The sequence below is a fragment of the Aneurinibacillus thermoaerophilus genome (assembly GCF_900099925.1).
Lineage (GTDB): Bacteria > Bacillota > Bacilli > Aneurinibacillales > Aneurinibacillaceae > Aneurinibacillus > Aneurinibacillus thermoaerophilus.
This window is the reverse complement of record NZ_FNDE01000060.1, coordinates 1-9,846: the sequence shown is the minus strand read 5'-3', so window position 1 is coordinate 9,846 and position 9,846 is coordinate 1. Positions and strand designations below refer to the sequence as shown.

Genomic DNA, 9,846 nt, shown 5'->3' with positions numbered 1-9,846 from the left:
TCTCCTTGCACACGCAGCATATAGACCGTATCATTTCCAACCATGTTTTCCGGCAACACGAAGTATTCCTCAATGTTTTCCACCGCTGTAATCGGCATACCGGCCGTAACTTTCCCCAATACGGGAATCGTTACAGTCTTAACGGACGCGTCTGTAGCTTCATTGCGCTCCCCGTCTAAAATTTCGATAGCGCGCGGCTTTGTCGGATCGCGGCGAATCAGTCCTTTTTTCTCCAAGCGTGCCAAGTGTCCATGAACCGTAGAGCTGGAAGCGAGGCCCACGGCTTCACCGATCTCACGTACGGACGGCGGATAGCCTTTTTCCCTGACTTCTTTCTTTATGTAATCAAGGATGGCAAGTTGACGGCTGGACAGCTTTTTCATACTAACACCCCATTCTTTCTATGAAATCTTCCTTGTTCTTAATTATATCAACATTTGTTCTAGTATACAAACATAAGTTCTAATCTTTGTTGACAAGAACGCTTGTTCTGATTAATATATTGATATACAACTAAGAACAAATGTTCTTTTTCATTCAGTTCTATTATACATAGACAAGCATAAACTCTCAATAACGAAAGCGAAAACAATAGAAGGGGGATAGTACGATGAAGATGAACAAGAAATCATTACTTATCGGAATTATTATCGGTATGGGTATCCTCGGCATGGCAAATCTTGTGTTTGCATCTATTGGCGGAAACGATAAGCCAGCGAACCCACTTGGTGTTGAGGTGGTAGTAGAAGCTGGCGATACGCTCTGGTCGATCGCTGATCGTTATAATGAGAAGGCTGGCATGTCCATTAACGAGCTATTATTTTATATCCAGCGCGAGAACAAGCTTGACAGCGCCATTGTACATCCAGGTGATCATATTATTATTCCGATTAAATAAAGTAAAAAAGATTGTGGGGAGAGAAAACGCTTGATATATAAGAGGTTCTCTCTTCTTTTTTTCTTAAAAATAGGCAAATGACCACATTTTGACCACCTTTTGTTCAGCCTTATGTTTTCGTAAGCAAGCGACAGCATAGTCGGAAAGAGAAATAACTCTTTTGGAGCCTCTAGTTTTCGGCTCTTGAAACTGGAGTTTGCTAGCGCCTGTACGATATAACGTTTGTCGAATGCTGATTTTCTTTTCATCAAAGTTACAATTTTGCCAACGCAGTGCAAGAATTTCTCCTCGGCGCATTCCGGTATAAATTGCTAGGAGATATATAATAAAGTTGCTGTTTCCTTTCATAGCTTCTAAAAAGTAGTTTGCTTGTTCTAATGTCCAAGTTTTAATATTGGTTGTCTCTGGCCGTGGAGCTTTGGCTAATGAAGCGATGTTTTTTGGGATAAAATTTCACTCTGTTGCTGCGTTTAGTGCTTTTCTGATAATAGAGTGTATATTACGAATGTAGTTAGAAGAAAGGCTATTATCTAGTTTCTTCTTATATAGTTTTTGAAGATGCATTGGCTTTAAATCTTTGAGTTTAATATGTCCTAAAAAGGAAGGGGAGAGAATTGTAAAAAATAATCAATGATTTCACCTTTCATTTCAACAAGGCCCGTCCTATTTTTTGTAGCAAATACCAATTTGGTTTTTTCAACTTCAGTTTATAAGTGGAAAGACCTTATTGCTTACGTTAGCTCGTAATGGGGGGATTTTTGCTTATGTCTATTTGGTATAGCGCAGTAAAAATGTATTTTGACGAAGGATTTTATACAACGGATGATGTAAAAGTATTTGTTGGTGCAAAATGGATTACAGCTGATGAGTATCAACAAATTACGAATGAGCCATATTCAGCTTAACAAGCGTCTTTTCCAGATCGGAAGAGGCGTTTTTATTATGGAATTACTATTGTAATAGTATCTGGCCCCGTAACTTGACTGATAATACTACCGTTATTTATTGGAGCGACGATTACTTCTGTTTCTTTCGTTAGCAAAAATGCAATAGCTAAAGAAAAGAACAAAATCATTAACAATAATGAAAATAAAAATTTTTTCACGGTAATCCCTCCTAATAAACAAGCTTGGACACAAATAATGAGGGAATATACCTGAACACAGTCGCTTTAGCGGCTTTTTATTTTCCCCAACAGGGGGTGAGGAGGAATATAAGGATGGAAGAAAGCTTACTGAAGATTTTGTTTCAACAGGGGCCGTTCGCGGCCCTTTTTGTTTGGTTATTATTGTCCACTAAGAAAGAAGCACGGGAACGCGAGCAGAAACTCATGGAACATATAGACAAAGAGACATAGTGTTAAAGTCGTGCTGACGAGAACGAGTCTTCATTAAACGGATGAATTTGGCCGAATTCCGGCTTTTTGTGTTTAATGAGTTTACCATAGTGGACAGTATCAGACACTATGAATATAAATGGCATTATCAAACAGGCAAGAATTTGTATGAATTTCATGTACTCAAATTCATTAAACAAGGTATTTACGACTACTTAAAATAGGTACTATTATTTATTGAAAGAGTGTAAAATAGATACATATTCATTCATGGAGGAGAGGAAGAAATGAGTATAAGCAAGAAATTGTTTTCTGGGTTTTTTGCTGTTCTTTTGCTTTTAGCGATGATAGCGGCAATTGGCAGTTACCAAATTTCATCCGTAAACAATACATACTCTAACTTAATTGATGACCGAGTCAAAAAACTTAATATTACTAAAGAGCTGAAGTATTTGTCAGCACAAGAAGCTAAAGCGGTTTGGGGATATTTAATTTCGGGTGATGATTCGGATTTCAAAAGTTATGAGGAAAGCAAAGGTAAATTCTTGGAACTATTAAACCAAATGCAGAAGATTACAAAGTCGAAAGAAGCTCAAACCCTTTTGCAACAGTTAAATCAGCTTCATATTGAGTACGAAGAAGTAGCTAAGCAAATAGCTGCGTACAAAAAACAAGGTAATGTAGAAGGCTACATTGCGCTTATGAAGGAAAAGGGAACGCCTATAGGAGTGAAATTGGCTGCAAAAGCGCAACAGTTAGAAAAATACCAGCAGGATTCATTACATAAAGGGAGCCAGGAAACGTCTGCTAAAGTCTCAAATGTTAAAAGCGTTGTATTCATGATTTCGATTGTTACGTTAGTAATCGGAATGCTTATTGCTTTTTATATCAGCCGCATTATATCTAAACCCGTTATAGCAGTAGCAGAAGCAGCGAAACAAATTGCAGAAGGCGATCTTTCCATCTCTGATATTCATATAAAAAACAGAGACGAAATTGGGGAAATGGCACGTTCGTTTAATCACATGAAGCAAAATTTGCGGGAGTTAATTCGTAAAGTGAGTATAAGTTCCGAACAGGTAGCTACTTCTTCCGAGGAATTGTATGCAGGTTCTGAACAGTCTGCTGAGGCAGCCAATCAAGTAGCTACGTCTATTCAAGATATTTCTAGCGCCACAGATGTCCAGATGAAAAGTATGGAAGAAAATAGAAAGGCGATGGAAGAAAGTGCAGCTGGATTGCAACGTATTGCTGAATCAGCTTCCACAGTTTCAGAATCATCCACAGAGGTGCTACACGAGGCTGAACAAGGAAATCAGATCATAGTTAAAACGATACAACAAATGGAAAGCATAAATCTTTCCGTGCAGGAAGCTGCTGCTGTAATTAAAGATTTAGGAGAAAACTCAAAGCAGATTGGAAAAATTATTGAGGTTATTAGTGACATTGCAAATCAAACAAATCTCCTGGCGCTTAATGCTGCAATTGAAGCTGCACGGGCAGGTGAAAACGGAAAAGGATTTGCTGTTGTTGCAGATGAAGTAAGAAAACTTGCAGAACAATCCAAACAATCTTCCGAACAAATTGCAGTCTTAATTCAGAACATACAAGAAAACACGAGACATGCTGTAAGTGTAATGGAAAAAGGAACAGAAGAAGTCAAGTCTGGATCTGCAATCGTACATCAGGCAGGAGAGGCTTTCCGTCACATTTTGGATTCCATTCAGCAGGTTACTAATCAGGTACAAGAAGTATCAGCAGCAACAGAAGAAATATCCGCAAGTGCAGAACAGTTGACAGCCTCTATAGACCAGATTACACGTATTTCGAAAGATATATCAATGAACACACAGGCAGTTGCCGCAGCCTCTGAAGAGCAGCTGGCATCAATGGAGGAAATTACAGCTTCTGCGGATTCTCTAAGTAAGCTTGCCCAGGAATTACAAAATGAAGTGACCAAGTTTAAGGTTTAATCCCCTACAGTAAATATAGATACGATACACTAAAAAAGCAGTTCTAAGTCTTCTAAAGGAACTGCTTTTTTTGCATAAGGAATATTATCGGATGCGCATTAATTCACAAAAATATTTTCCTTTATATTCCTTATGTGTGTTTTCATGTAAAATGGTTTGTAGCTTACCTATAAGGAATTGAAATCTCACATTTATCACTGCAAAAGAAACCCTTCCTATGTTTTTAGCCTACCTAAAAAGAAACAGCCTATTTATTTTGAGGCTGTTTCTTTCTAATCTTTATATACATGTGTATATATAGACCTAACCCTTAATTCTTTTTAACGGTGAAATAGTAATATCTTTTTTCACCATTTCCTATATCAACAGTAACAAGCGCTTCACCCGGCGCCACGCCTTTTACCCTTGCGAAAGTAAGTCCATTTTTATCCTCATAAAGACGGATATCAATAACATCCGGCCAACCGTATTCAGGTACGAAACTATAACCGTAAATCTCGCGAGAAGTGCTACCAACCCTTAATCTTTCATAAAAAGTATCTGATGCTATTTTGGAATCCGATACTACTGTATGTTCTGTAACAGGTGAAATCGATTGTTCAGAAGCGAAAGCGGCTGGTGTTAAGGAAATGGATAGAGAAAGAGCAGATAATGTAGCTAAAACTTTTTTCTTCATTGATTCATTACCTCTTTAATTTTTTGAAACTTATAGAAATTCCTAACAATATATTAATGTATTTTTCTTCCTATTTATATAAAAAAATTTCATCAAAATTCTGTGTAAAATGACAATAAGAGAGTGAATTAAGGAGAATTTCGTCTAAAAATATACATAAATGTAAATAAATATAACTATTATATTAACATACTATTAATAGTAAGATTTTTCTTGATATTATGTGGTAAAAAATACCCCGCTGTCCTTATGGATGGCGGGGATTTTTATTTTCGGCTATGTTAACTAATATTGTTGATTAATAACTAATAATGATACCTTGTTCGTCAGTGGTATCTACTTTAAAGACTTCATATTTCTCGTTATTCGGTATTTCAATAAAAGATTTCCCATTATTATCTTCAATTGCAACGCTTAATGAATAATCTCCTTTATAGTCACTTTCGTAATCATAATAAACTCCATATACACTATTTTGATGGTTTTTCAGTTTGCGAGAGGCTTCTCCCCACATAGTTTTGATTTTCTCCATCATTTGCTCATCATTAAAATTATTAGTTCTAATGCTGTTGATGAAATACAGCTTCATAATAAGTCATCCCTTTCGATAAAATATTTATTAAATTCTGATTAAATATTTAAATAACGAAAACGTTTGTGGTGATCATAGGTTGCAAGGACGATGAAGCAAAAATCAACAAGGGAAACCCCGTGTAAGTGTTAAAGAGAATGCAGAGTATCTTTACTTTGATAAGGTCTAGTAAAATAAGGGCAGTTGACATTCGAGGAAACCATGCTATAATGAATGGACACTTCCGGTCTCCTTTATTCACAACCTCAAGTTATACTTATTATAGAGAGGGGGATATGACTGGCATGGTAACCGAAGAGAAAATTAGACGGATTAATGAACTTGCCGCTAAATCGAAAAGTACGGGGCTTACGGAGAAAGAGAAAGCGGAACAAAAAGCGCTACGTAATGAATATATTCAGGCAGTTCGCCGTTCGCTTAAAGCAAATCTCGAATTGATTCGTTTAGTGGATGAAAACGGAAGGGAAATAGGGCCCTTGCCAAGAAAATATAAACACTGATACAGTCCCTCCGCATATGTTGGAGGGATTTTTTGCCCTTACATAAAGAAAAGAGCGTAGGTGAAAAAATGAGAGTAGGATTATACGCAAGAGTAAGTACAGAGCGCAAAGAGCAGGAAACGAGCCTCGCTCGTCAGATGGAAGAGCTGAGGCGATATTCATCACAAAAAGGTTGGACAATTGTCCATGAAATTTCTGAACAAGAAAGCGGTTTTGACATGGAACGGTCCGGACTTCTGACGCTGCTTGAAGCGTTATCAAACGGTGAGATCGAAGCGATTGTCATTCAGGATGAATCACGGCTGGGACGCGGCAACAGTAAAATTGCCGCCCTTCACCAAATCCGCAAACTGGGTGGCAAAGTGTTCTCGATTGATAATCAGGGAGAATTACAGGTAAGTGAAATGGAGGGCATGGTGTTGGAAATTCTCGCGATTGTGGAAGAATATCAGCGCAGACTAACCAACCATAAAATTTCACGTGGCATGCAACGTGCTATTGCAAAAGGATACCGTCCAGAGAAAAATTTAAAAAACACTGACCAAGGCGGGCGCAAACGGAATGAACTTCCGATTGACGAAATCATTAAGTTGCGCCGCAAAAAACTTACATTCGAAGAGATTGCCCTCACGCTTCGCGGATTGGGATACGAAGCGTCGCGAGCCACCGTCCATCGTCGCTTCCGTGAGCATATAGCCGCTCAGCAAGTCGGAAAAAACGGCGAGAATACGGGAAGATGAAAAAGTATGTAACGGAACTTTTACCAGTCTGGTATCATTATAATGAACCAAATTGGATAGAAAAATACAGACACAAAATACATATACAACCACCCGCTTTTTAAACGAATCATATGAAAAGCGGGTGGTTTTTGTTTTTGAGGTTGAGAACGTAATTTTTATGTTAACATGATTTTAAGCTTAGTTATGAGAGGTGAGTATCGTTGGAGTGAAGTAGAAAATTAAAAAAGGATAACAGAAAGGGATAGTGTTCGACTGCAAAAAATATAGTCAGTTTTATGAAAAGGGCAATACATTCTTTTTCATTTAATAGATTTTAGAGATTATTTCTATTCATTCGCAAAACGGTTTCGATAGGTATTTTGTACTTAATGCATATTTTTCTTAAAAAAACAATACCCATTCTTCGTGAATAAAGCTAGAATAAGAATATAATCGGTACATACTTTTTACTATTCGCCCGTAATTTGTCGCTTTTGTAACGTGAAAAATAACAGAGAAATAGAAAAATAAAGAAACAGATAATAGAAAAATAGATAAACATGGGGATGGTGAAAGCAATGAGAAGATTAGCGTTGGCAACTTTTTTGTCCATGGCTATTGTCACGCCTGTATCGGCTGCCTCTTATACCGTTGGCAAGGATGATACTTTGTACAAAGTAAGCAAACGGTTTGGTGTTTCGATAGAGGAATTAAAGAAGGTAAACAAATTGACAAGCGATATCATTAAGGTCGGACAAGTTCTAACAATTCCAGGGACAGAAAAACAAACAACTGGAAATGGCAAAGGTTCATTATCCTCCAGAAATGAAACGAGCGGTATTTTGACCGATTATGTGGCGGCAAATTCCACCAAACGAAGCTCGGTGGTAGCTACGCGCGGGCAACAATCGTCAAACACTGCAAAAGTAGCTCGGCAAACGCCAACATTGGCTCTGAACCAGGAAAGGGAAGAAAAAACTTCGCGTTCTGAATCAAGAACATACGAACCAAGCCAGATGAATGCACTTATTAATCAGCTCCTTGGTATTCCGTACAAATGGGGCGGAACCACGCCAGAAGGATTTGATTGCAGTGGTTTTACGGCATATGTATTTAAATCCATGGGTGTCGATTTGCCTCGCACTTCTGAGGAGCAGTTTGAAGTCGGTCAAGCTGTAGAAGATGAATTAAAACCAGGTGATTTGCTGTTCTTTGATTCGGAGAAAAAAGGCTATATTACTCACGTGGGCATATACATAGGAGACAACAAAATGGCGCATGCCGCATCAAAAAGTGTGCGCATTGATACCTTAGACTGGTACTTTAAAAATTACCAATATTATGGGGCAAAGCGTTTATTCTAGAACAGTGTGTTGATGTAATAATCCCACCTTCATGCAAAGGAATACTTTCTTATTCTTGTTCTTGAAGGTGGGATTATTTTTTCTTTATTCTTATGAACCTCCTACTATGGGAGAAGGCGACGAAGCAGACAAATCAATAGAAAAGTTGTGAAGAGAAGGACGAGAAAGTATGATAAAAAAAAGTATGATAAAAAAGAAGAAAAATGAATGACGGAAACAATCGACAAAGGCAGAAAGAAGGGGGAAAAGCAAGCGTCATGAACAAGCACATTGTTGTACTAGGTGCCGGTTACGGAGGTATGGCCTTTATCAACACTATATTGCCACATATACCATCTGATGTGTGCATTTCAGTTATCGACAGATTGCCTTGTCATACTATTAAGCCAGAATATTACGCGCTGGCCAGTGGATCGTTGAACGAAAACAAAGTCAAAGCAGCTTTTCCTATACATAGCCAAGTCGATTATATTCTTGATGAAGTCGAGGAAATTCAAGTTGCCTATCATAAAGTAATATGCAAAAACAACGAAGTGGCCTTTGACCAGTTAATCGTTGCGCTTGGATGCGTAGACAACTATTTCAACGTACCTTGGGCGGAAAAATATACAGAAAGCATTCAAACTTTTGGCCAGGCGATGCGGACGAGAAAAAAAATTGACCAGTTACCTCCAGGAAGCTGTGTAGCAATTATTGGCGGAGGGCTTTCCGGGATCGAGTTTGCCAGCGATTTGCGCGAACAACATCCCGATTTGAAAATTATATTGATGGAGCGTTCGAATGAAGTATTGTCGACGTTACCAGACCGCATCCGAAAGTATGTGCGCCAACATTTGGAAGATAATTCTATAGAAGTAATGACGAATGTAAGCGTGACGATGATTGATGAAAGGGCCATATATTATGGGCCTGTACAGGAATGGATGGAATACGATATGTGCGTATGGGCTGCAGGTATTAAACCGAATCCGGTTGCAAGTCCGCTTCTGGCTTATAGTAACGCCGATCGTTTAACTCGTATTGTCGTGAAAGAAAACTATGAACTTCCGTATTATAATGACATATTTGTTATCGGGGATTGTGCGAGCTCGGAATTTGCTCCGAGCGCCCAACTTGCGCATATTCAAGGTAAGCAACTCGGACAATATTTCATTTCTGTATGGGAAGGTCGTGAGTATCTTCCAGAGCCAATTAAACTAAAGGGCGTGTTGGGGTATCTTGGAAAGAAAACAGGATTCGGCCTTGTAAATGGGAATGTGCTACTTGGAAAAGTACCGAATGTAATTAAATCGGGCGTGTTGTGGATGCATAAGCATCATTTGGGATAATGATATTTCCCGCGCCGTAGACAACGCTAATCACTAGCTATAGCTAAATTGAAAGTCTGCGCGCGGGAACATTAAATAAATTTAATACTGTAGTTGCCCAAAAACACTTACACAAATTTACAATTGAATAGAAAAGAGACATATCTCTTCACCCTGTGTAAAAATAGAAGTACCACCAACCACTTTTACGCAAAGGAGAAGACTATATGCCTCTTACGTATAGGGTAGCACATCAACAGGAAATCAACAATATTTTACGTACCTGGCCTTTCCCACTTTATTTTTCTAAGCCGGTAATGAACCATATGGTTCATTTTCTCGATGGTGTGATGACCAGAGGTTTTTCTGGAACGTTAACCGATATCCATCGTGAAAGCTGCCATTCACAAGACCGACGGACACTGAGCCATTTTCTTACTCATGGGAAGTGGAATGAGCAGCATTTGATGCGTATAAT

Annotated in this window: 13 protein-coding genes and 1 pseudogene; 9 read left to right on the top strand and 5 right to left on the bottom strand. The window is 38.4% G+C overall.

Translation table 11 applies throughout. The features are described 5' to 3' along the window. A partial coding sequence (gene lexA, locus BLR88_RS17960) for a transcriptional repressor LexA (protein ID WP_091261475.1) occupies window positions 1-383 on the bottom strand: 383 nt, incomplete at its 3' end. Between the two features lie 227 nt (window positions 384-610). On the opposite strand from lexA, the gene yneA reads away from it, so the two are divergent. Beyond that, window positions 611-898: a cell division suppressor protein YneA gene (gene yneA, locus BLR88_RS17955; RefSeq protein WP_091261473.1), complete on the top strand. Its 288-nt coding sequence runs from the start codon at window positions 611-613 to the stop codon at window positions 896-898. Window positions 899-961: 63 nt separating this feature from the next. Here yneA and BLR88_RS17950 read toward each other — a convergent pair whose 3' ends face one another. Then, window positions 962-1,291 (bottom strand): site-specific integrase, encoded by a 330-nt coding sequence (locus BLR88_RS17950; RefSeq protein ID WP_257721605.1) that lies wholly within the window; start codon window positions 1,289-1,291, stop codon window positions 962-964. 371 nt (window positions 1,292-1,662) lie between these two features. Here BLR88_RS17950 and BLR88_RS17945 point away from each other — a divergent pair, with 371 nt between their 5' ends. Continuing rightward, window positions 1,663-1,803, top strand: coding sequence for an XkdX family protein (locus BLR88_RS17945; protein WP_082705979.1), 141 nt, complete (start codon window positions 1,663-1,665; stop codon window positions 1,801-1,803). Window positions 1,804-1,838: 35 nt separating this feature from the next. Here BLR88_RS17945 and BLR88_RS19790 read toward each other — a convergent pair whose 3' ends face one another. Continuing rightward, complete coding sequence (locus BLR88_RS19790) at window positions 1,839-2,003, bottom strand: hypothetical protein (RefSeq protein ID WP_156424038.1); 165 nt, start codon at window positions 2,001-2,003, stop codon at window positions 1,839-1,841. Between the two features lie 114 nt (window positions 2,004-2,117). Here BLR88_RS19790 and BLR88_RS17940 point away from each other — a divergent pair, with 114 nt between their 5' ends. Then, a complete protein-coding gene (locus BLR88_RS17940) occupies window positions 2,118-2,255 on the top strand; it encodes a BhlA/UviB family holin-like peptide (RefSeq protein WP_082705978.1) in 138 nt (45 codons plus the stop codon). Window positions 2,256-2,521: 266 nt separating this feature from the next. Then, window positions 2,522-4,207 (top strand): methyl-accepting chemotaxis protein, encoded by a 1,686-nt coding sequence (locus tag BLR88_RS17935; protein ID WP_057898842.1) that lies wholly within the window; start codon window positions 2,522-2,524, stop codon window positions 4,205-4,207. A 310-nt stretch (window positions 4,208-4,517) separates the two neighbouring features. On the opposite strand, the gene BLR88_RS17930 is transcribed toward BLR88_RS17935, so the two are convergent. Continuing rightward, window positions 4,518-4,883: a hypothetical protein gene (locus BLR88_RS17930; protein ID WP_057898841.1), complete on the bottom strand. Its 366-nt coding sequence runs from the start codon at window positions 4,881-4,883 to the stop codon at window positions 4,518-4,520. A 298-nt stretch (window positions 4,884-5,181) separates the two neighbouring features. Next, window positions 5,182-5,472, bottom strand: a complete 291-nt coding sequence (locus BLR88_RS17925) for an AraC family transcriptional regulator (RefSeq protein ID WP_175493681.1) — start codon at window positions 5,470-5,472, stop codon at window positions 5,182-5,184. A gap of 287 nt (window positions 5,473-5,759) precedes the next feature. Between BLR88_RS17925 and BLR88_RS17920 the strand changes: the two genes are divergently transcribed. The 5 genes and pseudogenes from BLR88_RS17920 to BLR88_RS17900 form a co-directional block, all read left to right on the top strand. Then, complete coding sequence (locus BLR88_RS17920) at window positions 5,760-5,975, top strand: DUF896 domain-containing protein (RefSeq protein WP_057898840.1); 216 nt, start codon at window positions 5,760-5,762, stop codon at window positions 5,973-5,975. A 68-nt stretch (window positions 5,976-6,043) separates the two neighbouring features. Beyond that, on the top strand, window positions 6,044-6,715 hold the full coding sequence (locus tag BLR88_RS17915; RefSeq protein ID WP_091261477.1) for a YneB family resolvase-like protein: 672 nt from the start codon (window positions 6,044-6,046) through the stop codon (window positions 6,713-6,715). 560 nt (window positions 6,716-7,275) lie between these two features. Further along, window positions 7,276-8,061 (top strand): C40 family peptidase, encoded by a 786-nt coding sequence (locus BLR88_RS17910; protein ID WP_175493680.1) that lies wholly within the window; start codon window positions 7,276-7,278, stop codon window positions 8,059-8,061. Window positions 8,062-8,318: 257 nt separating this feature from the next. Further along, complete coding sequence (locus BLR88_RS17905; protein ID WP_162265020.1) at window positions 8,319-9,389, top strand: NAD(P)/FAD-dependent oxidoreductase; 1,071 nt, start codon at window positions 8,319-8,321, stop codon at window positions 9,387-9,389. A 206-nt stretch (window positions 9,390-9,595) separates the two neighbouring features. Then, a pseudogene (locus BLR88_RS17900) lies at window positions 9,596-9,846 on the top strand (IS701 family transposase); the annotation flags it as partial.